Origin of the sequence: Streptomyces sp. HNM0645, from assembly GCF_030056615.1 — a bacterium.
GTDB lineage: Bacteria > Actinomycetota > Actinomycetes > Streptomycetales > Streptomycetaceae > Streptomyces > Streptomyces marianii.
Genome location: NZ_JASHLT010000003.1, coordinates 172822 through 197141, shown reverse-complemented (window position 1 = coordinate 197141; position 24320 = coordinate 172822). Strand labels below are relative to the sequence as shown.

Genomic DNA, 24320 nt, shown 5'->3' with positions numbered 1-24320 from the left:
GAATCGACGGGCACGAACACAGCCCTGCGCGCTCCGCTCCGTTCCTGCTGCACAGCCACACCCCTCACCGCTTGGCCGAGTCTTTACCCTAACCAGGTCTTGAGATTTGAACTATGACTTCATATGTTTCATTCAACGCTGGACCGCTCAGAAAGGTTCCCCATGGGAGGCAACGCCATCCGGCTTCAGGACGTACGCAAGTCCTTCGGGCAGACCGAGGCCGTGGCCGGGGTCGATCTGGAGATCCGGGACGGGGAGTTCTTCTCGATGCTCGGTCCGTCCGGCTCGGGCAAGACCACGGTGCTGCGCATGATCGCCGGCTTCGAACTGCCCACCGGTGGCGTCATCGAACTGGCCGGCCAGGACGTGACCCGCCTGGCGCCCTTCGAGCGAGACGTGCACACCGTCTTCCAGGACTACGCGCTCTTCCCGCACATGACGCTCGAGGAGAACGTCGCTTACGGCCTGAAGGTCCGCAAGGTGCCCAAGGCCGAGCGACTGGCGCGGGCCCTCCAGGCGCTCGCCGAGGTCCGCCTGGAGGGATACGGCAAGCGGCGGCCCGCCCAGCTCTCAGGCGGGCAACGCCAGCGTGTCGCACTCGCCCGCGCCCTCGTCGGCCGGCCCCGGGTGCTGTTGCTGGACGAGCCGCTCGGCGCCCTCGACCTCAAACTGCGCGAGCAGATGCAGGTCGAGCTCAAGGCCCTGCAGCGCGAGGTCGGCATCACCTTCGTGTTCGTCACCCACGACCAGGAGGAGGCCCTGACGATGAGCGATCGCATCGCTGTCTTCCACCAGGGCCGCATCGAACAGGTCGGCACCCCGGCCGAGATCTACGAACGCCCCGCGACCCCCTTCGTCGCCTCCTTCGTCGGCACGTCGAACCTGCTGGAGGGTGAGGCCGCCCTCCGCATCGTGGGAGCCCCCGGCACCTACAGCATCCGCCCCGAGAAGATCCGTGTGCTGAAGGAGTCTGCCGAAGCCGACACGCCGGGACACACCAGCGCCGTCGGCACCGTCGCCGAGGTGGTCTACCTCGGCGACGCCACCCGCTTCCTCGTCGACCTCGACACCGGCGGCCGCCTCACCGCCCTCCAGCAGAACCTGGAGACCTCCTCCGAGGATGTCGCCGCCTACCGCGGCAACCGGGTGCGCCTGCAGTGGCACCGGCGCCACGCCGTACAGGTTCCCGACCGTCCGTAACCCCCGCCGGCTCCCCGCACACAATCCCCGCACTCCCCGCTGTCTCACCTACGGAGATCGCCATGCGTCTCAACCGAACCGCCCAGGCCGCCGCGGCAGCCGCCGCACTGCTCCTCGCCGCCACCGCCTGTGGCTCCTCCGACGGCGGGAGCTCCTCCGCCGACGGGCTCAACCCGCCCGACCTGAAGGCCCCGGCAAAGCTCGGCGCGACCGAGGACGAGGTCAACCTCATCGCCTGGGCCGGCTATGTCGAGGACGGCTCCAACGACCCCGAGGTCGATTGGGTCAGCGACTTCGAGAAGCAGACCGGCTGTCAGGTCAACGCCAAGACCGCCGCCAGCTCCGACGAGATGGTCAAGCTGATGAAGACCGGTCAGTACGACGCCGTCTCCGCCTCCGGCGACGCCTCCCTGCGCCTCATCGCCTCCGGAGACGCAGCCCCCGTCAACACCGACCTGGTCCCCAACTACAAGGACGTCTTCAGCGGGCTGAAGGACCAGCCGTGGAACTCGGTGAAGGGCACGGCGTACGGCATCCCGCACGGCCGCGGCGCCAACCTGCTGATGTACAACACCGAGACGGTCACCCCGGCACCCACCTCCTGGTCCGCGGTGTTCGAAGACGCGTCGAAGTACAAGGGGCATGTGACGGCGTACGACTCCCCGATCTACATCGCCGACGCGGCGCTGTATCTGAAGGCGACCCAGCCCGCCCTCGGCATCAAGGACCCCTACGCGCTCGACCAGAAGCAGTTCGACGCGGCCGTGGACCTGTTGAAGCGGCAGAACGCCAACGTCGGCGAGTACTGGAGCGATTACCTCAAGGAGATCTCCGCCTTCAAGAGCGGCGACTCCGTCGTCGGTACGACCTGGCAGGTGATCGCCAACCTCGCCAGCGACGAGGGCGCCAAGGTCAAGGCCTTCGTGCCGAAGGAGGGTTCGACCGGCTGGTCCGACACCTGGATGGTCTCGGCGAAGGCCGAGCACCCCAACTGCGCCTACAAGTGGCTCGACTGGATCGTCTCACCGGAGACCAACGCTCAGGTCGCCGAGTACTTCGGAGAGGCGCCCGCCAACTCCAAGTCCTGTGCGCTGACCAGCAACAAGAACTGGTGCACCACCTTCCACGCCAGTGACGAGAGCTACTGGAAGAAGATCGCCTTCTGGAACACGCCCATCGAGCAGTGCCTGGATGGCCGCACCGACGTCAAGTGCGTGCCGTACGCCAAGTGGGTCCAGGCCTGGACCGAGATCAAGGGCTGACGATGGCGACCTCCGTTGCGCGGACCCCCGGACGCGGTACCGTCCGGGGGCTCGCCGGGGCGCTGCACGCCCGCCCCCGGCTCCGGCTCTCTCTCCTGTTGACGGCACCTCTGCTGTGGCTGGTCGTGCTGTATCTCGGCTCACTGAGCGTGCTGTTCGTCTCCGCATTCTGGACGACCGATTCCTTCACCTCCGAGGTGGTGAAGGTCTGGTCGACTGACAACTTCCACGCCCTGTTCACCACACCGGTGTTCCGGCAGGTGATCCTGCGGAGCATAGGCGTCGCCCTCGCCGTCACTGTCCTGTGCGCGGTGATCGCCTTCCCGCTCGCCTTCTTCACGGCGCGGGTCGCCAAGCCGAAGTGGCGCCCCCTGCTCGTGGTCGCCATCCTCACCCCGCTGTGGGCGAGTTACCTGGTCAAGGTGTACGCCTGGCGGCTGATCCTCTCCGAAGGCGGGCTCGCCGACTGGATGCTCAAGCCGTTCGGGCTGAGCGGGCCGGGCTTCGGGCTGACCGCCACCGTGCTGACGCTGACGTACCTCTGGCTGCCGTACATGATCCTGCCGATCCACACGGCACTGGAGCAGCTGCCCGCCAACCTGCTCGACGCGTCGGCGGACCTGGGCGCGCGGACCGGGCGCACCTTCCGTTCGGTCGCCCTGCCGGTGGTGCTGCCGTCGGTGGCCGCCGGGTCGGTGTTCACCTTCTCGCTCAGCCTCGGCGACTACATCACCGTTCAGACCGTCGGCGGCAAGACCCAGATGATCGGCAACCTCGTCTACTCCAACATCGAACTCAACCTGCCCATGGCCACCGCGCTCGGCACGGTCCCGGTCGTCATCATCGTCCTGTACCTGCTGGCGATGCGCCGTACCGGCGCCCTGAGCAGCCTGTAGAGGAGCCCTTCCGTGCAACTCTCCCGATCAGCGCGCATCGCCCTGCGCGTCGCCGCCGGGCTCGGCTTCGCGGTGATCTACGTTCCGCTCGTCCTCGTACTCGTGAACTCCCTCAACCCCGACCGCAGCGCGAGCTGGCCCCCGCCGGGACTGACGTGGCACTGGTGGTCGGTCGCCTGGGAGAACGAGGGCGCCCGCGAGGCGCTGTGGGTCTCGGTCAAGGCCGGCCTCGGCGCCACCGCGATCGCCCTGGTGCTGGGCACGTTGATCGCCTTCGCCGTCGCGCGCTACCGCTTCTTCGGCCGCGACACCATCTCCTTCGTGGTCGTCCTGCCGATCGCGCTGCCCGGCATCGTCACCGGCATCGCCCTCAACTCCGCCTTCAGCACGGTACTCGAACCGCTGGGCGTCGGGCTCGGACTGTTCACCGTGGTCGTCGGCCACGCCACCTTCTGCATCGTCGTCGTCTTCAACAACGTCGTCGCCCGGCTCCGGCGCACCTCCGGCTCATACGAGGAGGCGGCCATGGACCTGGGCGCCCACACCTTCCGCACCTTCCTCGAAATCACCTTCCCCATGATCCGGTCCGCCCTGCTGGCGGGCGGACTGCTCGCCTTCGCGCTCTCCTTCGACGAGATCGTGGTGACCACCTTCACCGCCGGACCCGGCGTCGAGACCCTGCCGATCTGGATCTTCAGCAACATGACGCGGCCACAGCAGGCCCCGGTGGTCAACGTGGTGGCCGCCGTCCTCGTCCTGCTCTCCGTCATCCCGATCTACGTCGCCCAGCGCCTGTCGTCGGACACGGCGACCACCAGCAGGGCCTGAAAGGAGTCTGGACCATGACAGAGCCTCGGACACTGAAGAACTACATCGACGGTGAGTTCCGGGACGCCGCCGACAGGCGGACCACCGAGGTGGTCAACCCCGCGACGGGCGAGGCGTACGCGACCGCGCCGCTGTCCGGGCAGGCGGACGTCGACGCCGCGATGGAGGCCGCCCGAGGCTGCTGTATCGCGTCAAGCAGCTTGAGGAAGGTCCTTGGGTTTCGTTCCGGTGCTTCGGTCGGAGCGTTCGAGGATCTCGAAGAGCTGTCGACAGATGGCTCGCTCGAGGCAGCGTTGCGCATCGCGTGAGGTCTTGCCTTCGGCGGCGCGGCGGGCGACGTACGTCTTCGTCGCCGGGTCCAACCGCATCCGGACCAGCGTGATGGTGTGCAGGGCCCGGTTCAGCTGTCGGTCGCCGCTGCGGTTGATCCGGTGCCGGTCGGTCAGCCCGGAGGACGCGGGGATCGGTGGGACACCGGCGAAGGAAGCAAAGGCCGCCTCGGAACGGAACCGGCCCGGATGCGACCAGCTCACCAGGACCTGAGCTGCCGTGATCGGTCCGACATCGAGCAGATCAAGGAGCTCGGGCGTCAACTGCCTTACCGGGGTGAGGATCTCGATCTCGAGATCCTTGGCCTCGACCTGCAGAGCCTGGATAGGTTGGGCCGTGGACCGCAGGGCCCGGACCGTCATCCGGTGCTCGACGCCATGCGCAGGACGATCCCTAAGTTGAGCGCAACGGGTTACCTGAGCCGGGCGCTTGAGCGCGGCGGTGGCGGCGAGGACCGCGCCGTGGCGGTGGCGGCCCGGATGGCGTCGGCGGCCACCGCGGACGGCCGGCCGGCCGCAGCACCTCAACAGACCTGTTCGCCGGCCTGGTCGAGGAAGTCGGCCAGACCGGCACCGAAGCTGCCGACGCCTTCCAGGGCCCAGCGGCGGCGACCGGGGACATGTTGTCGGGCGAAGTCCAGCAGGCGACGGTAGCCGCGAGCGTTCGCCGGGGAGTCCGCGAACCCGGGGCTCGACACCTTGTCGGATCACCACAACGGCCCTTCTCATCGCGAACCAAGCCGCCGACGTCTTGGTTGGCCCGTGAGGACGAGCAGACCTCTACAGCGTCGGCAAGATCCAGCAACGGTCATGACGCCGGACCACCGGCCGACTCATGGCAGGAATGGGACCAGCGAACACATGGCACTCATTGCTCTGACGACCCATCAGTAGAGTCAGCATTGGGTTTACTGAACCTGCCCACAGATGACCACACCTGGTACTGCCGGCAGCACGGCCGAGGCCGTCAGAGGGGTGATGCGCCACTTTCCGCTCGGCGGGAATGGGCGGACGTACCGCCCTCGACAGGGCGACCAGCCTTCTCTCATCATCCCAGGTCAGCGCACCCTACCCCGTGGCTTCAGTGCCACAGGCGGGAGTTCGGGGGCAGGCAGCCGACCGCCGTCATAACCCTCCACTACGCCGAAGCGGGAGCCGCTCACCCACTCTTCGCGAGCGTTTGCGATGTCCTCGTGCGACCGTCCGATGAAGTTCCACCACATGACGAGCTCCTCCTCGAACGGCTCGCCGCCGAGGAGCATCAGACCGGCGTCCGACTCCGCTCGGAGGGGCAGTTCACCGCGGCCGCATCCGAGGTAGAGCATCGAGCCGGGGAGCACGGGAACACCGTCGACACGGGCATCGCCGGACATGGAGAGGACGGCGTACTCGAAGTCCGGTTCGAGCGGGACGGCGGTCTCGGTGCCGCGGGCGAGGGCGAGGTCGGCTCCCACGATCGGTGAGTACGTGGCGCCCGGCGACACTGCGCCGTCGAGTTCGCCGAGGATGACCGTGGCGGTCAGGCCGGGGGCGGTGATCTGCGGGAGCCCGGCGTGGTGCTGGAAGTGGGGTTCCACGTGGCGGTGGGCGTCGGGCAGGGCCACCCACAACTGGGCTCCGTGGAGGATGCGGGCGTGGCTCTTCGGGCTCTCCTCGGAGTGGCTGATCGCCCGTCCCGAGGTCATCAGCCCGAGCTCCTTCGGCCGGATCGTCCGGAGGCTGCCGACGCTGTCCCGGTGCAGCACCTCTCCTTCGTGCAGCCAGCTCACGGTCTGCAGACCCATGTGCGGGTGGGGCGGGACCTGCATCCCGGGCTCGTCGGCGATGTCGTCGGGACCGTAGTGGTCGACGAAGCACCAGGCACCGACCATCCGGCGGCCGAGGTTGGGGAGCAGCCGGCGGACCTCGGTGGACTCGCCGAGCGGCACTCGGCGGGGGATGAGGAGTTCACGCACCGGATCGGCGACGACGAAGCCCCTGCCGCCGCACACGGAGAGCGCAGCCTGACGATCAAGATTGCTCATGGCGCCCAACCTAGCCCTGTGTGGTGCCGATGCGCCGCAGCACGCGAATATGGAATATTCAACTACTTTCTCGGGTTGACGGGGTGGCGGGGCAGCGGTCCTTCGAGAGATCCCCGAACGGCGGAGAGGAAGACGAAGTGAGCGACACCTACTACGAGTTCGGGACACCGGCGGAGCGGTGGGACCGCGCGGGGTTCTTCTTCGACGCCAAGGAGTACATGACGGCCGCGCGGATCCTCGACGGCCTCGTCGCCGAGGCGCCGGAACAGGTCGCCCCGCGGCTGCTGCTGGCCCGCGCCTACTACCACTCGGCCCGACTCGGCAGGGCCGAGACCGAGCTCCTGGCGGTGCTGGAGCGCGACCCGGTCGAGCACTACGCCCGCCTGATGCTGGGCCGCACGCTGGAGAGGCAGGGCAGGCGCACCGAGGCCGCGCCGCATCTGCGGATGGCGGCGGCGATGTCCGGTGACCTCCCCGAGGTGCGGTGAGGCGCGCGCCCCGCCCCGGTACGGACGGGTGGGCCGGTCAGCCGCCCTGGCCGTCCCCGCCGTCCCGGTACGCCTCCAGCAGACGCAACCACACCTCGCTGATCGTCGGGTACGAGGGCACCGCGTGCCACAGCCGGTCGATCGGCACCTCCCCGGCCACCGCGATCGTGGCCGAGTGGAGCAGCTCGCCGACGCCCGGCCCGACGAACGTGGCGCCGAGCAGGATCTCCCTGTCGAGGTCGACGACCATACGGGCGCGGCCGCGGTAGTTGTCCACGAACAGGCTCGCGCCGGCGACGGCGGCGAGGTCCTTGTCGACGGCGCGGACACGGTGCCCGGCAGCCCGGGCCTCGGCCAGCGACAGGCCGACCGCGGCCGCCTCCGGGTCGGTGAAGACGACCTGGGGAACGGCGTCGTGGTCGGCCGTCGCCGCGTGCGCACCCCAGCGGTCCGTCTCCAGCAGAGGGGTGTGCCGGGCGCGCGCAACGATCGCCGCCCCGGCGATCCGGGCCTGGTACTTGCCCTGGTGCGTGAGGAGGGCACGGTGGTTGACGTCGCCGACCCCGTACAGCCACTCGTGGCCGTCCACCCGGCAACTGTCGTCCACCGAGAGCCAGGAGCCGGGCTCCAGGCCCACCGTCTCCAGACCGATGTCCTCGGTGCGCGGGGCACGGCCGGTGGCGAACAGCACCTCGTCCGCCTCGATCATCTCCCCGTCGTCGAGGACGACGGTGACCGGACCGCCGGAGTCGGGCCGGTTGACCGCCGCCACCCGCACGCCGGTCCGTACGACCGCCCCGGCCTCGGTCAGCGACTCGGCGACGTGCTCGCCGACGAACGGCTCCATGCGCGGCAACAGCCCCCCGCCCCGCACCAGCAAGGTCACCTGCGAGCCGAGCCCCTGCCAGGCGGTGGCCATCTCCGTGCCGACGACTCCCCCGCCCACCACGACGAGCCGGTTCGGCGCCCCGTGCGCGCTGGTCGCCTCGCGGCTGGTCCATGCCCCGGCCCCGGTGAGGCCCGGCAGATCCGGCAGGACCGCGCGGCTGCCCGTGCACACGGCCACGGCGTGCCGCGCGGTCAGCACATGGTGCTCGCCCTCCGGTCCCCCGACGACGACCTTGCGGGGTCCGTGCAGCCGGCCGTGGCCGCGGTACAGCCGGGCGCCGATCCCGTCCAGCCAGGAGACCTGGCCGTCGTCCTTCCAGTGCGAGGTCATCTCGTCGCGGTGGGAGACGACGGCCTCCGTGTCGAGCGGACCCTGCACCGACCGGCGCACTCCGGGCACCCTGCGCGCGTCGGAGCGTGTGATCACGGGCCGCAGCAGCGCCTTGCTCGGCATGCACGCCCAGTACGAGCACTCGCCGCCGACCAGCTCACCCTCCACCACCGCCGTGCTCAGACCGGCGGCCCGTGTGCGGTCCGCCACGTTCTCGCCGGTCGGCCCGGCCCCCAGCACCACAACGTCGTACTCCACGGCTTCCGTCATACGGACAGTCTGGTGCCACGTGTGGAGCGTGGCCACATGGGCAGGCGGAATACGGCCGTACTCCGCGTCTGTTGTGGCGGACGTCCATCCGGGCCGCGAGGGCGCCGGAGGGACGGGGCCGACCGGACACCCCAGGAAGAGGTAGTAGGTAATGAGCACTGTCGAGCTCACCAAGGAAAACTTCGATCAGGTCGTCTCCGAGAACGACTTCGTCCTGATCGACTTCTGGGCTTCCTGGTGCGGTCCGTGTCGCCAGTTCGCCCCGGTGTACGAGAGCGCCTCCGAGCGCCACGAGGACCTCGTCTTCGCGAAGGTCGACACGGAGGCGCAGCCGGAGCTGGCGGCGGCGTTCGACATCCGTTCCATCCCGACGCTGATGATCGTCCGGGACAACGTCGCGGTCTTCGCGCAGCCGGGCGCGCTGCCCGAGCCCGTCCTGGAGGACGTGATCGGCCAGGCGCGCGGCCTGGACATGGACGAGGTGCGCAAGTCCATCGAGGACGCGCAGAAGAACGAGGCGACGCAGCAGTGACGCACGCAGGGCGGGCCCGGCCGCGAACTTCGCGGGCCGGGCGCGCCCGCGTTCTCGGGCACCCCTTCCCCGAGCCCCCCGGTGTCCCCGGTGGCCCGGGTGTCCCGACCGCGGCCCGCGGTGCCCGTCGCCCCGGAGCCCGTGCCTGCCGTGGCTGCGGCCCTCTCAGTCGGGCTGCCAGTCCCTGACCAGCGCCGTCAGCCCGTAGTCGAGCTCCGAGCCGTCCACGAGCAGCGCCTCCACCGTGCGGGTGTCGGGGTCGACGTCCGCGACGATGCCGTGGCCCGCGTAGCGCGGATAGCCCGACGCGCCCCGCTCCCCGGTCATCTCGACCACAGCCGTGCGGACCGCGCTGTCCTCGACCGCGGCGCCACCGCGGTCCTCGACGTGTTCCGGCACGAGCAGGATCTCGAAGCGCCGCGGAACAGTGCTCATGCCCTGACGCTAGTCAGGCCCGGCCCGTCACGCATGCCGGGCCCCGCCCTCCGGCCGGATTGCCCTCGGTGACACCGCTCCGGCCGCTGGTGGCACCACTCCGACCGCAGCCGGTCCCGCGCCTCAGGTCGACTCGCGCCGCACCACCCTCGTCGCCATCACGTCGTGGCGTTCGGGTGCCCCGTCGGGGTCCCGGACCGCGCGGTCCACGAGCCCGGCGAGGTACTGCCCGGTCACCACGTCGATGCGCACGGTACTCAGCCGCGGCCGCAGCAGCCGCCCGAGCAGCAGGTCGTCCGCTCCGATCACGGCGGTGTCCCCGGGGATGGAGAGGCCGGCGTCCTGCAGGGCGCGCATCAGGAGCATCGCGTACTCGTCGTTGTACGCGTAGACCGCGTCCAGCCCCAGCTCCCGCCAGCCCGCCGCGAGCGCCTCGGCGGCCTCCTCCTCGCAGGCGAGCGGCACGGGCCGGACGGTCGCCCCGTGCGGCTCCGCCGCACGGCGGACACCGGTGAGACGCGGCTCGGAGAAGAGTCCGGGGCCGGGTTCCTCGGGCATGATCACGCCGAGACGGCGGTGACCGCGCTCCAGCAGGTGTTCCGCCGCCCTCGCACCGATCTGCCGCTGGTCCATGAGGAGGGAGTGCGCACCGTCCACGGCGCGGGTACCCAGCGTGATCACGGCCCTGACGCCCGAGCGCTTGAGCAACTGCACGCTGCGGGGGGTCAGGACGGTCTCCCCGAGGGAGACGACGGCCGCGGGCCGCAGCTCCGCCCAGGCGCGGGCCGCGGAGTCGCCGTCGAGGCCCATGCTCCCGTACTGGACGACGGTGTAGTCGAGGCCGCGGAGCGCCCACTGGAGTTCGTCGAGGAAGCGGCTGTGGAGCGGGCCGGCGGGAACGTGCGCGGTGGGCAGCAGCACCATACGGCTGTGTCCGGCGCGCAGACTGCGCGCGGCCGCGTGGGGCACGTACCCCAGTTCCTCCGCGGCCCGGCGGACTCTTCGGCGGGTGGGTTCGCTGATGCGTACCGCCGAAGCGTTGTTCAGCACGTACGAGACGGTCGCACGGGACACCCCCGCCAGCCGGGCGACGTCGGCACTGGTCGGAACGGAGCGCTCTCGTGGCTCTCTGGATGTGTGGCTCATCGCGCCCGGAATCCTTCCAGACCGATTCCGCGGTCGGCCCGGGGGTTGGCCTGAAGTGATCGCCGCATGGGCGAACCGGTGACGGAACCGACCGGGGCCGGTCGGGACGGGCCCGGGGCCGGTCGCTACGCGGGCCCGGGCTCAGGGTGCCTGATCGGCCGGCGAGCCCGCCGGGAAGGCCGCCTGGAACGCCCCGAGCGTCCTCGCCTCCCGCGTCCGGTCCAGCACCGCGAAGACGATCTCTTCGAAGTGCCCGGAGAAGCGCCCGTCCCCGGTGAGCAGCGCCCTGAACGCCCCCGCGACCTGCGCCGGGTCGTTGCGGAAGACCCCGCAGCCCCAGGCGCCCAGGACGAGCCTTCGGTAGCCCGTCGCCGCGGCGGTCTCCAGGACCCGCTCGGCCCGGGAGGCCAGGGCCGCCGGTATCCGGTCGGCCAGCTCCGGCGTGCGGCCGGTGATCACGCCGGCGTTGGGCGCCGGCGAGGTGAGGAAGCCGACCGTGAACGGGGTGTCGAGGAGCCCGCCTCGCTCGTCCCGGAACACCGGCACTCCGGGCGAGTGGATCACCCGGTCGGAGTAGAACGGGTCCCGGACCTCACGGTGGTGGGCGTAGAACCCGGGCACGGCCAGCAGCGTCGTGTAGAGCGCGGAGTCGCGGCAGAGCGCTTCCTCCTGCGCCTGGGCGCCGTTGAGGTAGCCGCCCCCGGGATTGCGGGCCGAGGCGAAGTTGAGGACCGCGACCGGACCGGCGCTCCGGCCGGACAACCGCCGCGCGGCCGCCAGGCTGCTCTCCCCGGTGACCACGCATAGGCTGAAACGGTCCGTGTCGGGGACCACCGGCACGGGCTCGGGCCCGAACATCCGTGTCCCCTCGACCGCGGCGGACAGATCCCCTCCGATCGTCACCGTGTGGCCGCCCGGTGCCCGGTAGCGGCCCGCTTCGACGATCTCCTGGGTCTGCCGTGCGACCCCCCGCAAGCGTGCACTCATGCCCCGAATCCTCAGTGATCAAGGAGGCGCCCGGCAAACCCGTTTTCGCCCCGCTCGCCTCGCCGGAAGCAGATCCGCCCCGCTCGAGGGGCAGTCTTGTGCGAACCGCAGCGGTGGCATTAGGTGGACGGAACGCCTTCGACGGGAGGAGTCGACCATGGCAGCACCGGGCCACGGGGGCAGCACCCAGCCCCTCTCCGAGGACGACGCCGAAGAACTGCTCCGATGTATCTGCTTCAAGACGGGCCCGCCCCGCACCGTCGGCGTGGAGCTGGAATGGCTCGTGCACGACCGGTACCTACCGCAACTGCCCGTCGACGAGGCCCGTCTCGACCGGGCCTTCGCCGGACTCCGGGGCCTGGCCCTCGGTTCGGCGCTCACCTTCGAACCGGGCGGGCAGCTGGAGCTCAGCTCGCCGCCCGCCGCGTCGCTGATGGAGTGCATCGACTCCACGGCGGCTGATCTGACCACCGTCCGGACCGCACTGGCCCGGTCCGGGCTGACTCTGACCGGATACGGTCACGACCCCTGGAACCCGCCCCGCCGACTGCTGCGCGAGCCGCGGTACGACGCCATGGAGGCGTGCTTCGACCGCACCGGCCCCGCCGGCCGGTCCATGATGTGCTCCTCCGCGTCCGTCCAGGTGTGCCTGGACGCCGGGCACGAGGAGCCCGGCCCGCTCGGCCTCGGCCGCCGCTGGCAGCTGGCGCACCTACTGGGGGCGGTGCTCGTCGCGGCCTTCGCCAACTCCCCGGCCGGGGCGGGCGGGCCCACCGGATGGCGCTCGACCCGGCAGTCGCTGTGGGCCGGCCTGGACCCGGCACGGGCCCTGGCACCGCCCACGGGCGCACCGCCGCGCGACGCCTGGGCCGCGCACGTGCTGGACACGCCGGTGATGTGCATCCGGGCCGCGGAGGGTCCCTGGCCGGTGCCGGACGGGCTGACGTTCCGACAGTGGATCCGGTCCGGGAAGCCCCGGCCGCCCACCCGCGCCGACCTCGAGTACCACATGACCACGCTCTTCCCTCCGGTGCGGCCGCGCGGGCATCTCGAACTGCGCATGATCGACGCACAGCCGGGGGAGGCGGGGTGGATGGTTCCGCTCGCCGTCACCATGGCGCTGTTCGACGACCCGGAGGCCGCGGAGACCGCCTACCGCACCGTCAAGCCGCTCGCCGAGACCGCCGGCACCCGCCCCGCGCCCCGCAACCCCCTGTGGGAGAGCGCCGCGCGGAACGGGCTCACCGACCCCGAACTGCACGGTGCGGCCGTCAGCTGCTTCGCCGTCGCCCTGGAGGCCCTGCCCCGGCTGGGCGCCTCCCAGGCCGTACAGGACGCGGTCGCCGCGTTCCACGACCGCCATGTCCTGCCCGGCCGCTGCCCGGCCGACGACTTCTCGCTCCTCAGCAAGGAGACCAGCTCATGACCGAGACCCCGGTGGCCGCGGACGACGTGCTCAGGAAGCGCGCCCTGGAGGCGCTCACCACGGCCCGGGCCCGCACCAGGCTGCTGACGGAGTGCGTCGAGGACGACGAGCTCACCGCCCAGCACTCGCCTCTGATGTCCCCGCTCGTCTGGGACCTGGCGCACATCGGCAACCAGGAGGAGCAGTGGCTCCTGCGGGCCGTCGCCGGACGGGACGCGATCCGGCCCGAGATCGACTCGGTGTACGACGCCTTCGAGCACCCGCGAGCCGAGCGCCCGACCCTGCCGCTGCTGTCCCCCGCCGAGTCCCGGACGTACGCCTCCGACATCCGCGGCCGGGTGCTGGACGTACTGGAGGCTCACCCGCTGCACGGCAGCCCGCTCGTGGACGCCGCCTTCGCCTTCGGGATGATCGCGCAGCACGAGCAGCAGCACGACGAGACCATGCTCATCACCCACCAGCTGCGGCGCGGCCCGGCGGCGCTCGACGCGCCGGAGCCGCCGGGCGGCGGCACGGCCGGGCTGCCGGCCGAAGTGCTGGTGCCGGCGGGTCCGTTCACGATGGGCACCTCCACCGAGCCGTGGGCCCTGGACAACGAGCGGCCCGCGCACCACCGCCGTGTGGACGCGTTCCACATCGACACCACCCCCGTCACGAACGGGGCGTTCCAGGCGTTCGTCGCGGACGGCGGCTACACCGACGAGCGCTGGTGGGCGCCCGAGGGCTGGGACCAGATCCGCAGGCACGACATCGGCGCGCCGCTGTTCTGGCGGCGCGAGGGCGGCCAGTGGCTGCGCCGCCGGTTCGGGGTGAGCGAGCCGGTGCCCGAGGACGAGCCGGTGCTGCACGTCAGCTGGTACGAGGCGGACGCCTACGCGCGCTGGGCGGGACGGCGGCTGCCGACGGAGGCGGAGTGGGAGAAGGCCGCCCGGCACGACCCCGCGTCCGGCCGCTCTCGGCGCTACCCGTGGGGCGACGAGGACCCGACGCCCGAGCGGGCGAACCTGGGCCAGCGGCATCTGCGGCCCGCGCCCGCCGGGGCGTACCCGGAGGGCGCCTCACCGCTCGGGGTGCGGCAGCTGATCGGCGACGTGTGGGAGTGGACGTCGAGCGACTTCCTGCCGTACCCGGGTTTCGCGGCCTTCCCCTACCGCGAGTACTCGGAGGTGTTCTTCGGCCCCGGGTACAAGGTGCTGCGGGGCGGTTCGTTCGCCGTGGACGCCGTGGCCTGCCGGGGCACCTTCCGCAACTGGGACCTGCCGGTGCGCCGGCAGATCTTCTCCGGCTTCCGTACCGCGCGGGACGCGTGATGTGCCGTCATATCGCCTTCCTGGGACGGCCGACGGCACTGGGTGAACTGCTGGTGCGCCCGCCGCACGCGCTGCTGCGGCAGTCGTGGGCGCCTCGCCGGCAGCGGTACGGGACGGTGAACGCGGACGGTTTCGGCGTGGGCTGGTACGCCGAGGGCGATCCGGTGCCGGCACGCTACCGGCGTTCCGGCCCCGTCTGGGCCGACCTGTCCTTCGCCGATCTGGCCCGGGCCGTGCGCAGCGAGGCTCTGCTGGCCGCCGTACGCGACGCCACCGCGGCCGGCGCGGACGGCGAGGCCGCGGCCGCCCCGTTCGCCGCCGGGCCCTGGCTGTTCAGCCACAACGGAGCCGTGAGGGGCTGGCCCGGCAGCGTTGCCGCACTCGCCGCCGCGCTGCCCGCGACGGAACTGCTGTCGCTGGAGGCGCGCTGCGACTCCGCGCTGGTATGGGCACTGGTACTGCACCGGCTGCGGGACGGTGACGAGCCGGGGCAGGCCCTGGCCGACACCGTGCTCGACGTGGCCCGGGCCGCGCCGGACTCCCGGCTCAACCTGCTGCTGACCGACGGTGTGACGATCGCCGCGACCGCCTGGGGCGACACGGTCTGGTACCTGGCCGAACCCGGCCGGGGCACGGTCGTGGCGTCGGAGCCGTACGACGACGATCCCCGCTGGTGCGAGGTGCCCGACCGAGCTCTGCTCACGGCGACCCGTACCGACGTACTACTGACCCCGCTCAAGGAGCCGTCCGCGTGAGCCCGTTCCAGCTGACCCGCACCCTGCCCGAGGACGCCACGAGTGCCGCGCTGCGCACCGATGTGCAGCACGGCCTGACCCGCGCCCCCAAGGAGCTGCCGCCGAAGTGGTTCTACGACGCCCGCGGCAGCGAGCTGTTCGAGGAGATCACCCGGCTTCCCGAGTACTACCCGACGCGGGCCGAGCGGGAGATCCTCGCCGGCCGGGCCCGGGATATCGCCGCCGCGACCGGCGCCCGCACCCTGGTGGAGCTCGGCTCCGGCTCGTCGGAGAAGACCCGTTTCCTGCTGGACGCCCTGCCTGGACTGCACAGCTACGTCCCGGTGGACGTGAGCGAGAGCGCACTGACCGGGGCCGGAGAGTCGCTGCCCGCGGATCGCCCCGGGCTCCATGTGCACGCGCTGGTGGCGGACTTCACCCGGGTACTGGCCCTGCCGGACACCCCGGGCCCGCGGCTGGTCGCCTTCCTCGGCGGCACGATCGGCAATCTGCTGCCCGGCGAGCGCGCGGACTTCCTGCGGTCCGTGCGCGCGCTCCTGTCGCCCGGGGACGCGCTGCTGCTCGGCACGGACCTCGTGAAGGACGAGGGGGTGCTGGTGGCCGCGTACGACGACGCGGCGGGAGTCACGGCGGAGTTCAACAAGAACGTCCTCGCCGTGGTCAACCGGGAGCTGGGCGCGGACTTCCCGCTCGACGGCTTCGACCACGTGGCCGTCTGGAACGCGCGGGAGGAGTGGATCGAGATGCGCCTGCGCGCACGCGAGGCGACGAAGGTGCGGATCCGCGAACTGGACCTCGTCGTTTCGTTCGAGGCGGGCGAGGAGATCCGTACGGAGGTGTCGGCGAAGTTCCGTCAGGAGGGCGTGCGTTCGGAGCTCGCGGCCGCCGGGATGAAACTCACCGAGTGGTGGACGGACCCCGAGGGGAGGTTCGCGCTGTCCCTGTCGACCGCGGTCTGAGCGGTGCCCCTGCGGGGCCCGGGGAGTGCCCGGTGCGGGGCGGTGGCGGCCTCGGACGCCACCGCCCCGCCGAGGGCGTGATGAGCGGCCCCGGCCAGTGCCCGCCGGTCGGGGTGGGCGGCGGCGGGGATCGGCGGCAGGACCGTGATCTCCGCGGTCAGCCCGGCGGTGGCCGCCACCCGCCAGAGCGAGGCGCCCAGCGCGTCGTCGCCGACGAACGCGGCCGCGCCGACCGGCCGGTAGGCGATCCGCACGGGCTGTACGGCCGCGCCGGCATCGAGGGCCGCCTGGAACGCGGCGTGCCGGAAGCGGCCCCGCTCCCGGCCGCACCAGGTCGAGCCCTCGGGGAACACGATCACCCGCGAACCGCTCCGGAGCGCGCCGGCCACCGCCCCGACGACGCCGGGGAGTTCCCGCAGCCGGTCGCGGTCGACGAACAGGGTTCCGCCGATCCGGGCGAGCGGGCCGAGCACGGGCCACTGCCGCACCTCCCGCTTGGCCAGCATCCGCCCGGGCAGGACCGAGGCGACGAGCGGGACGTCCAGCCAGGAGATGTGGTTGGGGACGACGAGGGTGCCCGGCCCGGAACGCCCGGTCCCCCGCTGTCCCGGGAAGGCGCCCGTCACCCGGACCCGCACGCCGAAGGCCCGCATGACCGCGCGGCACCACAGCCCGACGAGACGGGCGCGGCCGGCCGGTCCCAGGAGGGTCGCCGCCGGGGCGAGCACGACGCCCGCGAGCACCGCCGCCGTACCGGTGATCAGGCGGAGAACCGCGGTCGTCCGGCGCACGGCCGGCCACCGCGGGGACGCGCAGTCGGCGGGTGTGCAGGGAGCGGTGGGCAGCCAGACGCTCATCTCACCGGCGCCAGGGAGAGGAAGTGGCGCAGGTAGCGGGGGTCGGTACGGCGCAGCGACAGCAGGACGTAGAGGTCGGCGACGCCGAAGTCGGGGTCGTGGGCGGGCGCACCGCAGATCCAGGCGCCGAGGCGGAGGTAGCCGCGCAGCAGCGGTGGGAGTTCGCTGCGGCCCTCGGGGCGGGCGATGCCGTCGGCGCTCCAGAGCCTGTGCGGAGTGACCCAGTAGTCCTCCGGCGCGAGGTGCTTGGCCTTGACGGCGTCCCAGGTCGCGGCGGCGAGGGCACCGCCGTCGGCGAGCGGCACCGAGCAGCAGCCGGAGAGCCAGGTGTGGCCGGTGCGGGTCATGTAGCGGGCGAGCCCGGCCCAGACGAGGGCGATGACGGCACCGTTGCGGTGGGCGGGGTGGACGCAGGAGCGGCCCACCTCGACCAGGTCGTCGCGGATGAGGGCGAGCCGGGACAGGTCGAACTCGGTCTCGGAGTAGAGCCGTCCGGCGACCCGGGCGCGCTCGGGCGTCAGCACGCGGTAGGTGCCGACGACCTCGCCGGTGTCCTCGTGGCGCACCAGGATGTGGTCGCAGTACGCGTCGAAGGCGTCGATGTCCAGTCCGGGTTCGGGGCCTTCGAGGCGGGCGCCCATCTCCCCGGCGAACACCTGGTGGCGCAGCCGCTGCGCGGCCCGTACGTCCTCCCGGTCCCTGGCGAGCGACACCACGTAGCGGGGCTCGGCGGCGGCGAGGGGCGCGGGGACGACGGCTGGCGATGCGGGCATGGCGGTCTCCTCTGCCGGAACGGTGGGGCCGGACCGCGGCTGCGGCGGTCCGCCCCTAACTAATTCCGTGACCGGCTGGATTCGACATGACGGCGGTGCGGAGCGGGGATGTGCGCCGTCTGAACGCCCGCCCTCCCCGTACGGGGAGGGCGGGCGGTGAGGACGCACACCGCGGCGGGGATGGCCGCTTCGCGTCACGGCTTGGCCAGATGGACCGCGGCGACCGCCCCGGCGACGGACTCCGGCGCGGATGCCACCTTGCCGTCCGGGGCGTTGATCTTCAGCACCGGAAGCGAAGCCACGGCGACGTCCCCGGCACCGGCCTTCATCGCAGGTACCGAAGCCACGATGACGTCCTTGGCACCGGCCTTCAGCGCAGGTACCGAAGCCACAGCGACGTCCCCGGCACCGGCCTTCAGCGCGGGTACCGAAGCCACAGCGACGTCCCCGGCAACGGCCTTCGGCGCAGGCCGGGAGGCGGCGACGACGTCCGAGGCAACGGCGCCCGTGGGTGCTGCCACCTTCGCCTGTGCGCTGGCGACGGCCGCGCCTCCGAGGGTGAGCGCTCCCGCGGCAGCGGTGGCCAGTGCGGACTTGACGATGACGTTCATAGCGATCTTCCTTTCTCGTGGTGCGGCGGGTCCGCCGGGTCCGTGTCCCCCGGCTTTCCGACCGGTGATCTCCACCCTAGGAAGCGCGGCCTGCCGCCGTGGTCCACTGGGTGGCCCGTGCGACGGAGGAATCGCGTACTCCGACCGGGGGACACAGGCCGTCCCCCGGTGGACACGCCGCTCACGGTGGTGCGCCCGCGTCGCGGCCTCGCCACCGAAGGGGGCGGGGCCGCGGACGGCGAGGGCCGCCGCAGCGAGGACCCGGGCGGTCCGGGAGGCGACCCCCGGGTCCCGCCGGTGGCTCCCTCCCTACGCGAACCAGACCCGGACGGCACCATGCGCACGGCCGCGGCCGGCTCGGCCGACGCGGGTTCCGCCCCGCCGGCTCAGCTGCCGGCGAGGGCGGTGGTGATGCGCTCGGAAGCGGCCCGGCCCGCGGTGGCGGGGTCGGCGCCGCCCAGCACGGCGGTCATGTACGGCTTGATCGGGTTGTCCTCCTCGACCTCGGCCCAGTGCGGCGAGTTCGGCGTGGCCCGGCCCTGTGCGGCACCGGCGGCCATCGCGGCGGTGCCCTCCTGGCCCTCGATGACGGAGGCGAGGCCGGTCTTGTTGGGCACGTAGCTCATGGTCCTCGCCAGATCGGTCTGCCAGCGTTCCCCAGCCAGCGCCTTGACCACCTCGATCGCGGCGGCGCGCTCCCCGGCCTTCTCGGGGATGATCAGGTCCGAGCCTCCGGTGAACACGGCACCCGGTTTCCCGGCGGACTTCCCGGGGACGGGGAAGAAACCGAGCCTGCCCTCGAGCGCCGGGTTCTCCTTCACGACGAGGGTGGCGGCGGACGGGGTCGCGATGATCTGGGCGACGTCGCCCTCGGCGAAGACCCCGGTCTGCGGCGGGGTCATCTCGTCGGCGTTCTCGGGCCCGTCCCCGAGGGCCTGGAGCTTCTTGTAGAACGTCATCCCGCGGACGGCGGCGGGCTCGTGCAAGGTGCCCTGCCAGACGCCGCCCCGGTCGACGGCGAGGTCGCCGCCCTCGTCCCAGACGAATCCGGCGAGGGTGTACCAGTCCTGTCCGGAGAGGTATATGCCCTGCCTTCCCCCCGTGTTGAGCCTCTCGGTGTCCTCGAGCCACTCGGCGCGGGTCTTGGGAGGGCGGCTGATCCCGGCCTCCTCGAAGAGGTCCTTGTTGTAGACGACCACGCGGTTGGCCGCGTACCAGGGGATGCCGTACTGCGTACCGTGGACCCGGCCGGGCTCGGCGAGCCCCGGCAGCCAGTCCTCGCCGCCGAGGTCGCGGACGGACTCCAGGGTGAGATCGAGGAGCCCCTCACTCTCGGCGTACTGGGCGACCTGGGTGTTGCCGACCTCGATGACGTCGGGGGCGTCGTCGCTCTCCAGCGCCGCGAGGACCTTCTTCCCGATGCCCGTCCACTCGTGGAAGGTGACGTCCAGCCGGACGCCGGGGTGGGTCTGCTCGAACTCGGCGACGAAACGCTCGAGGAAGTCGTCGGAGACGCTTTCCTTCATCAGCCAGACGGTGACCGTACGGTCGCCTGAACCGCCGCCCGGGAGAAGCCCGCAGCCCGTCAGGGCGGTTGCGGACACGACGGCGATGGCACCGGCCAGTAAACGGTTCATCACGTAGGTCACCTTCTGCGTGAGGGCACGGGGAAGTGAACACGACGTGGGGGGGAACGTTCGGGATTCGAGGCGGTCGCGCGTGGTGGGAATTTTGGTCTGGACCAAGTTCCGGGGTCAAGCCCCGATGTCTCGCGGAGCCGCACGGGCTGGGGCACGGTGGAGTGGAGCCAGCGACACGGCTGAGAGGAGAACGGCCCTCATGTCCCACCACACCTACCGGGTCACCGAGATCGTCGGCACTTCGCACGAAGGCGTCGACCAGGCCATCCGGAACGGCATCGCCCGAGCCGGGCAGACACTGCGCGGCCTCGACTGGTTCGAGGTCACGCAGGTGCGCGGCAACATCGAGAACGGCGCGATCGAGCACTTTCAGGTCGGCCTGAAGGTCGGATTCCGGATCGAGGACGCGGAGGGCGCGGGCTGACACCGTCACCCGAACGGCCGCACGGGCCCCGTGGATCCGTCGGCCCGCACCGACCGGGACCGGTTGTGCGGCGTGCCGTCCGGGCCGGGCGAGGACGCGATGCGCGCCGGTTCCGGTGCCGGGGTCGTCAGGCGGACGACCGGCCGTGCATGCGAGGACCGTGCGCGGCCGCCCTCCGTCAGGTACGCCTCGGGTACGTCCCGCGTGCGCATCCCCGTCGGGTACGGGCCCCCGTCAGGTACGGCCCTGCGTCTGCTGGGCCGCCCGCATCGCCGTGGAGGTCGTGGCCCAGCGGGCTCGGACGACGCGGAAGCCCGCGCGTTGCGCCGCGTCGCAGACGAGTTCGTCGTCGTCGACGAGCATTCGGATCTCCCGGGTTCGCCCGAGGCGCCGCAGGACCTCCAGCTTGGTCGTACGCGCCGGGCGGCGGTCGTGGTTGCCCCGCATCCAGATGCGGCCGAGGGGCAGGCCGTGGCGCTCCAGCCACTCCACGGTGTCCGTGCGGCAGCGCTCGGGACGGCCGGTGAGGTACACCACCTCGCACTCCCCCGCGGCCTCCGCGACCAGCCGCAGCCCCTCCGCGAGCGGTGCGTCGTCGGGCGCCGCGGCGAAGAATCCGGCCCAGTCGCGCGGACTGCGCTCCAGGAAGTGCTGCCGGTGGCCGGTTTCGGCGAGGGTGCCGTCCAGGTCGAAGACCGCGAGCGGCCGGCCATCCCGGGTCGTCTGCGTCTGCTGCGTCACGGGCCCCAAGGGTACGGCCACCCGCCCGCCGTCAGGACGGTCTGGGCGCCCGCCCGTCCTCGCGCTGCTCCAGTTCCTCCTCTTCGACGAGGACGAGCATGGGATTGTCGGGCACGCACATCATCGTGACGACGAACCGGACCGGTACGTCCGCCCGATGGTTGCCGTCCTGGTAGTGGATCACGTCACCGCCCGGCTCCCAGAACGCCACCTCCGTCCGGGGGTGCCCGCACGGAGAACCGATCGTCGTGCCACGGGTTGGCCGCGCCACACACAGCGGCCTCGGCCGATCCGGCCCGGATGTCGTCTCGTCGCGCGGATCGGGCAACCGCGGTCCGGCGCGACGCGCCGAAGCGGCCGGACGTACGGCATCGGCCTCCTCCGACCGCGTACCTGCCACCCTTCGTCGCCCGGTCGCCGGCACCGCCCTCTCCCCGTCCCAGCACCGACCGACGGGCGGCCGCCGGTCACCGGCGCGCTCCGGCCCCTCTGGCCGTACTGCGGCCGTCACGGGGTGGGGCGTACCGTGGTCACGGGCGACTCGAAGACCGGGCGTGCACTGCGCGAAGGCGGTGCCGACGAGCGCCGTACGCGGCGAGGGCCCGCCCCGGGCTCCTGGCGCCCTGCACCGGGCGCCCACTCGACCCGGGACGGGTCGGCCGGCCCACAACAGGCAGGCCGCTCCGAGCCGTTGCCGCAGTGACACCTCGGGAACACGAGCGGCCGACGAAAGGTGCGCCATGAAGTTCACAGTCCTGGGGGCAAGCGGCCTGATCGGCTCCCGATCGGTCGAACGGCTGACGGCGGCCGGGTACGACGTCGTACCCGCCACGCGCTCCACCGGGGTCGACGTGGTCAGCGGCAAGGGTCTGAGAGAGGCCTTCTCCGGCTCCGACGTGGTGATCGACCTGACGAACTCCCCCGTGTTCGACGCTTCCTCCATCGACTTCTTCGAAACCTCCGCGAACGCCGTCGGGGCCGCGGCCGAGGAGGCCGGGGTGCGCCATCTGGTGATTCTGTCGATCGTCGGCGTGGACCGGGTGCCCCAACCCGACTACTACCGGGCCAAGACCGCCCAGGAGAACGTCGTCGCGAGCGGGCGCACGCCGTACTCCATCGTGCGGGCGACGCAGTTCTTCGAGTTCGTCGAACCGATCATGTCCTGGACGACCGACGGCGACGTCGTCCGGCTGCCACGAACCCCCGTGCAGCCGATCGCCGCCTCCGATGTGTCCGCGGCGGTCGTGGGCGCCGTGTCCGGCACCCCGTTGCAGGGCATCCGCAACATCGGCGGCCCCGAGGTGTTCCCCCTGGACGAGTTGGGACGGATCACTCTGGCCGCGCGGGCCGACGGCCGCACTGTGGTCACCGACGACCAGGCGGGCTCGTTCGCGCTGGTGCCGGGAGACGTGCTCGTCGCGCCGGAGGACTCCGACCTGGGCCCGACGTACTACGGGGACTGGCTCCGGCGCCGATAGCGCCCGCTTCCGGCGCGCTCCCGGCTCCGAGGGCCTGTTTCCCGCCGGCGCGGGCCGGGGCCTGTCGCGGACGACTCCGGCCCCGTGGGCCGCCCGGAGGGAATCCTCGCCTCGCCGGTCTCCGGGGGTACGCCCAGGACACACTCCTGCTACTTGACGAGGAACGCCTCGCGCGCCGGCCGGTGACCACCCGTCACCGGCCGGCGCCACGGCAGCGTCACGCCGGGCCCGGGCCCGGCGGCCGGTGTCAGGCGGCCGTGTCGTAGGTGTAGTACGGCCGGTGGTCGAGCATGTCCGCCGGTGTCACGTCGTTCCACGGACGCATGGTGTCCCGGAGGTCCACGACGTTCGGAGTGCCGGCGGCGGGCAGGTAGGGGGAGTCGGGGTGGCGCCGCTGCCACTCGGACCAGAGCCTGTCGATGAAGGCGTGGTGGAGCCAGAACACCGGGTCGTTCGGGGAGACACCGGTCGCCATCTGGCCACCGACCCAGACGTGGACGCGGTTGTGCAGATTGACGCCGCGCCAGCCCTCCAGGTGGTTGCGGAAGCCGCCCGAGGAACTGTTCCACGGCGGGGCGTCGTAGGTGGGCATGGCCAGGACGGAGTCGACCTCGGCCTTCGTCGGAAGCTGACGGCCGCCCGAGCCCAGGGCGCGACGGAGGAAGGTGCGGCCGTCAACACGGACGTTGACGGTCCAGCCGCCGGACGCGGCCGCGAAGGGGCCGTCCATGACCTGTCCGTCGCGGGCGCGGCCGGTGCCGCCGAGGAAGTCGGCGGCCCACAGCGAGGAGGCGATGGTGCGGTCGGCCGTCCAGTCCCAGTACGGGAGCGCCACGGACGGGTCGACGGACTGCAGGGCCTGCTCGAACTGGATGAGGAACCTGCGGTGCCACGGGAGGAACGACGGCGAGCGGTGACCCACGCGGTCCCCGTTGTCGGTATCGCTCATGATGAAGGCGTTGTGCGTGGTGACGAAGGAGTCGTACTGCCCGTTCCGCTTGAGGGCGAGGAGTGCGTTGACGAAACGCCGCTTCTCGTCGGCGGTGAGCTGGGCCTGGTTCTTGCGTACGGTCATGGCGGTGGCGCTCCGGTTCAGCCGAGGGCGAGCGGGACGAGGGCGGCGCCCTGGAGTTCGGTGACGGCCGCGCGGGCCAGGGCCTTCGGGGTGGCCTGCGGCTCGTAGTGGTTGATGACGCTGATCCAGGTGCCGTCCGCGTTCCGCATGACGTGGAGCTCCTCGCCGTCTATACGGACGGTGTAGCCGGCGCCGTGACCGCCGTGGTGCCCGCCGCCGTGACCGCCGTCGTGCGTGGGACCGCCTTGTATGCGGCGGCCCTTGTAGACCTCGTCGAACGCGCCCGGCGCGGCGGTGGCGCCCTGGGCGCCGTGCGCCGGTGGTTCTGCCTGCTGTACCGCGGCGTGCGCGGCTCCGGCCGCGACGAGGCCGGCGGTGGCGCCCGCGGCGACGCCCAGCGCCTTGCGGCGGGTGAATCCGGACATGCGTTACCCCCAAGTGGATGTGGTGGAACGGCGGTTCCGGTGGTCGGGCCGGAAGCGCCGGGACCATGCCTACAGGCCGCCCGGCGCCGGGCAGTAGTCCAGACGGACAGGTTGGCCGCCATACGGACAAGTCGGCACACACAGTGCAGAGTTGAACAGTGTTGATCTTGTTGTTTGCGCCGTTCGCGCACCGCCCCGACGCAAGAAAGACGGCCGAATGTGACAGTCCT

At 71.9% G+C, this 24320-nt stretch carries 27 protein-coding genes and 1 pseudogene; 13 read left to right on the top strand and 15 right to left on the bottom strand.

The window, feature by feature from the left end:
* Positions 1-162 precede the first annotated feature (162 nt).
* The 5 genes and pseudogenes from QMZ92_RS03205 to QMZ92_RS03185 all read left to right on the top strand — a co-directional run.
* Positions 163-1200, top strand: coding sequence for an ABC transporter ATP-binding protein (locus tag QMZ92_RS03205; protein WP_283295686.1), 1038 nt, complete (start codon positions 163-165; stop codon positions 1198-1200).
* A 62-nt stretch (positions 1201-1262) separates the two neighbouring features.
* Positions 1263-2462, top strand: a complete 1200-nt coding sequence (locus QMZ92_RS03200; RefSeq protein ID WP_283295685.1) for an ABC transporter substrate-binding protein — start codon at positions 1263-1265, stop codon at positions 2460-2462.
* Between the two features lie 2 nt (positions 2463-2464).
* A complete protein-coding gene (locus QMZ92_RS03195) occupies positions 2465-3358 on the top strand; it encodes an ABC transporter permease (RefSeq protein WP_283295684.1) in 894 nt (297 codons plus the stop codon).
* Positions 3359-3370: 12 nt separating this feature from the next.
* Positions 3371-4186 (top strand): ABC transporter permease, encoded by an 816-nt coding sequence (locus QMZ92_RS03190; protein WP_283295683.1) that lies wholly within the window; start codon positions 3371-3373, stop codon positions 4184-4186.
* 14 nt (positions 4187-4200) lie between these two features.
* Positions 4201-4359 (top strand): annotated as a pseudogene (locus QMZ92_RS03185) (gamma-aminobutyraldehyde dehydrogenase); the annotation flags it as partial.
* Positions 4360-4377: 18 nt separating this feature from the next.
* On the opposite strand, the gene QMZ92_RS03180 reads toward QMZ92_RS03185, so the two are convergent.
* From QMZ92_RS03180 to QMZ92_RS03170, 3 genes are all read right to left on the bottom strand, one after another.
* Entirely contained in the window at positions 4378-4878 is a 501-nt protein-coding gene (locus QMZ92_RS03180) for a transposase (protein WP_283295682.1), read from the bottom strand.
* A 161-nt stretch (positions 4879-5039) separates the two neighbouring features.
* Positions 5040-5213: a hypothetical protein gene (locus QMZ92_RS03175; protein WP_283295681.1), complete on the bottom strand. Its 174-nt coding sequence runs from the start codon at positions 5211-5213 to the stop codon at positions 5040-5042.
* 360 nt (positions 5214-5573) lie between these two features.
* Positions 5574-6539 (bottom strand): pirin family protein, encoded by a 966-nt coding sequence (locus QMZ92_RS03170; protein WP_283295680.1) that lies wholly within the window; start codon positions 6537-6539, stop codon positions 5574-5576.
* Between the two features lie 137 nt (positions 6540-6676).
* Here QMZ92_RS03170 and QMZ92_RS03165 point away from each other — a divergent pair, with 137 nt between their 5' ends.
* Positions 6677-7027, top strand: coding sequence for a tetratricopeptide repeat protein (locus tag QMZ92_RS03165; RefSeq protein WP_283295679.1), 351 nt, complete (start codon positions 6677-6679; stop codon positions 7025-7027).
* 37 nt (positions 7028-7064) lie between these two features.
* On the opposite strand, the gene QMZ92_RS03160 is transcribed toward QMZ92_RS03165, so the two are convergent.
* Positions 7065-8516 (bottom strand): dihydrolipoyl dehydrogenase family protein, encoded by a 1452-nt coding sequence (locus QMZ92_RS03160; protein ID WP_283295678.1) that lies wholly within the window; start codon positions 8514-8516, stop codon positions 7065-7067.
* Between the two features lie 151 nt (positions 8517-8667).
* On the opposite strand from QMZ92_RS03160, the gene trxA reads away from it, so the two are divergent.
* Positions 8668-9048: a thioredoxin gene (trxA, locus tag QMZ92_RS03155; RefSeq protein WP_138051777.1), complete on the top strand. Its 381-nt coding sequence runs from the start codon at positions 8668-8670 to the stop codon at positions 9046-9048.
* A 165-nt stretch (positions 9049-9213) separates the two neighbouring features.
* Here the strand turns inward: trxA and QMZ92_RS03150 are convergent, their stop codons facing one another.
* From QMZ92_RS03150 to QMZ92_RS03140, 3 genes are all read right to left on the bottom strand, one after another.
* Positions 9214-9483: a hypothetical protein gene (locus tag QMZ92_RS03150; protein ID WP_283295677.1), complete on the bottom strand. Its 270-nt coding sequence runs from the start codon at positions 9481-9483 to the stop codon at positions 9214-9216.
* A gap of 123 nt (positions 9484-9606) precedes the next feature.
* Complete coding sequence (locus tag QMZ92_RS03145) at positions 9607-10629, bottom strand: LacI family DNA-binding transcriptional regulator (RefSeq protein ID WP_283295676.1); 1023 nt, start codon at positions 10627-10629, stop codon at positions 9607-9609.
* 141 nt (positions 10630-10770) lie between these two features.
* A complete protein-coding gene (locus QMZ92_RS03140; protein WP_283295675.1) occupies positions 10771-11616 on the bottom strand; it encodes a TIGR02452 family protein in 846 nt (281 codons plus the stop codon).
* Between the two features lie 157 nt (positions 11617-11773).
* Here QMZ92_RS03140 and egtA point away from each other — a divergent pair, with 157 nt between their 5' ends.
* Genes egtA through egtD form a run of 4 tightly spaced genes read left to right on the top strand, consistent with a single transcriptional unit; the run spans position 11774 to position 16066 of the window.
* Entirely contained in the window at positions 11774-13042 is a 1269-nt protein-coding gene (egtA, locus tag QMZ92_RS03135; protein WP_283295674.1) for an ergothioneine biosynthesis glutamate--cysteine ligase EgtA, read from the top strand.
* On the top strand, positions 13039-14352 hold the full coding sequence (egtB, locus tag QMZ92_RS03130) for an ergothioneine biosynthesis protein EgtB (RefSeq protein WP_283295673.1): 1314 nt from the start codon (positions 13039-13041) through the stop codon (positions 14350-14352). Before egtA ends, egtB begins: the two co-directional genes overlap by 4 nt.
* A complete protein-coding gene (gene egtC, locus QMZ92_RS03125; RefSeq protein WP_283295672.1) occupies positions 14352-15107 on the top strand; it encodes an ergothioneine biosynthesis protein EgtC in 756 nt (251 codons plus the stop codon). Before egtB ends, egtC begins: the two co-directional genes overlap by 1 nt.
* Entirely contained in the window at positions 15104-16066 is a 963-nt protein-coding gene (gene egtD / locus QMZ92_RS03120; protein WP_283295671.1) for an L-histidine N(alpha)-methyltransferase, read from the top strand. Before egtC ends, egtD begins: the two co-directional genes overlap by 4 nt.
* On the opposite strand, the gene QMZ92_RS03115 is transcribed toward egtD, so the two are convergent.
* The 4 genes from QMZ92_RS03115 to QMZ92_RS03100 all read right to left on the bottom strand — a co-directional run bounded on the left by QMZ92_RS03115 (position 15961) and on the right by QMZ92_RS03100 (position 19947).
* Positions 15961-16923 carry a lysophospholipid acyltransferase family protein gene (locus tag QMZ92_RS03115; protein WP_283295670.1) on the bottom strand — a complete coding sequence of 321 codons (963 nt, stop codon included), beginning with the start codon at positions 16921-16923 and terminating at the stop codon, positions 15961-15963. The genes egtD and QMZ92_RS03115 overlap by 106 nt on opposite strands.
* A complete protein-coding gene (locus QMZ92_RS03110; protein WP_283295669.1) occupies positions 16920-17696 on the bottom strand; it encodes a GNAT family N-acetyltransferase in 777 nt (258 codons plus the stop codon). Before QMZ92_RS03110 ends, QMZ92_RS03115 begins: the two co-directional genes overlap by 4 nt.
* Before the next feature lie 194 nt (positions 17697-17890).
* Positions 17891-18307 carry a hypothetical protein gene (locus QMZ92_RS03105; protein ID WP_283295668.1) on the bottom strand — a complete coding sequence of 139 codons (417 nt, stop codon included), beginning with the start codon at positions 18305-18307 and terminating at the stop codon, positions 17891-17893.
* Positions 18308-18693: 386 nt separating this feature from the next.
* A complete protein-coding gene (locus tag QMZ92_RS03100; protein ID WP_283295667.1) occupies positions 18694-19947 on the bottom strand; it encodes an extracellular solute-binding protein in 1254 nt (417 codons plus the stop codon).
* 199 nt (positions 19948-20146) lie between these two features.
* On the opposite strand from QMZ92_RS03100, the gene QMZ92_RS03095 reads away from it, so the two are divergent.
* Positions 20147-20371, top strand: coding sequence for a dodecin (locus QMZ92_RS03095; protein ID WP_283295666.1), 225 nt, complete (start codon positions 20147-20149; stop codon positions 20369-20371).
* Positions 20372-20605: 234 nt separating this feature from the next.
* On the opposite strand, the gene QMZ92_RS03090 is transcribed toward QMZ92_RS03095, so the two are convergent.
* Both QMZ92_RS03090 and QMZ92_RS03085 read right to left on the bottom strand, forming a co-directional pair.
* Positions 20606-21112, bottom strand: a complete 507-nt coding sequence (locus QMZ92_RS03090) for a phosphatase domain-containing protein (protein WP_502961981.1) — start codon at positions 21110-21112, stop codon at positions 20606-20608.
* Positions 21113-21143: 31 nt separating this feature from the next.
* Positions 21144-21323 carry a cupin domain-containing protein gene (locus QMZ92_RS03085; protein ID WP_349307701.1) on the bottom strand — a complete coding sequence of 60 codons (180 nt, stop codon included), beginning with the start codon at positions 21321-21323 and terminating at the stop codon, positions 21144-21146.
* Between the two features lie 529 nt (positions 21324-21852).
* Here QMZ92_RS03085 and QMZ92_RS03080 point away from each other — a divergent pair.
* On the top strand, positions 21853-22590 hold the full coding sequence (locus QMZ92_RS03080) for an SDR family oxidoreductase (protein WP_283295665.1): 738 nt from the start codon (positions 21853-21855) through the stop codon (positions 22588-22590).
* 247 nt (positions 22591-22837) lie between these two features.
* Here the strand turns inward: QMZ92_RS03080 and melC2 are convergent, their stop codons facing one another.
* Both melC2 and melC1 read right to left on the bottom strand, forming a co-directional pair.
* Positions 22838-23665 carry a tyrosinase MelC2 gene (gene melC2 / locus QMZ92_RS03075; protein WP_283295664.1) on the bottom strand — a complete coding sequence of 276 codons (828 nt, stop codon included), beginning with the start codon at positions 23663-23665 and terminating at the stop codon, positions 22838-22840.
* A 17-nt stretch (positions 23666-23682) separates the two neighbouring features.
* Complete coding sequence (gene melC1, locus QMZ92_RS03070; RefSeq protein WP_283295663.1) at positions 23683-24090, bottom strand: apotyrosinase chaperone MelC1; 408 nt, start codon at positions 24088-24090, stop codon at positions 23683-23685.
* Positions 24091-24320 lie beyond the last annotated feature (230 nt).